The sequence below is a fragment of the Candidatus Nitrosopumilus salarius BD31 genome (assembly GCF_000242875.2).
GTDB lineage: Archaea > Thermoproteota > Nitrososphaeria > Nitrososphaerales > Nitrosopumilaceae > Nitrosopumilus > Nitrosopumilus salarius.
On record NZ_AEXL02000019.1, the window covers coordinates 1 to 511 of the forward strand.

The window sequence follows — 511 nt, forward strand, 5'->3', positions numbered from 1 at the left end:
ACTGTCTTGTCTGGCTCAAAGCCTTTTGGAGTTGCGATTGACATTTGGATTCCAGAGAGTGCGGCGCCATAAATCATAGAGTTGCATACGTTGTTTCCATCTCCAACCCAGGCAATTTTTAATCCCTTGAAAGTTTTCTTTTTTTCTTTTAGCGTCATAAAATCAGCTAAGATTTGACAAGGGTGGAAAGAATCAGACAATCCATTTATCACAGGAATGCTTGAATGTTTTGATAAACTATTCAGTAGATCATGATCATAGACTCGTGCCATAATACAATCAGAATATCGTGAAAGAGTTTTTGCAGTGTCTTCAACGGATTCGCCTCGAGACAATTGCGTGTCATTAGATGATAAATTAATTGCATGACCGCCTAACTGAAACATTCCTGTCTCAAAACTTACACGCGTTCGAGTAGATGGTTTTTGAAAGATCATCGTAAGTGTTTTATTTTTTAAAAGTGGTGAGGATTTGCCTTGCTTGAGATCATTTTTTAGTTAATAGATAAATC

Annotated in this window: 1 protein-coding gene; it reads right to left on the minus strand. The window is 37.0% G+C overall.

Annotated elements, in window-relative coordinates:
• Positions 1-437: Rossmann-fold NAD(P)-binding domain-containing protein (locus BD31_RS00745; RefSeq protein WP_008296967.1), on the minus strand; the 437-nt coding region annotated here is incomplete at its 3' end.
• Positions 438-511 lie beyond the last annotated feature (74 nt).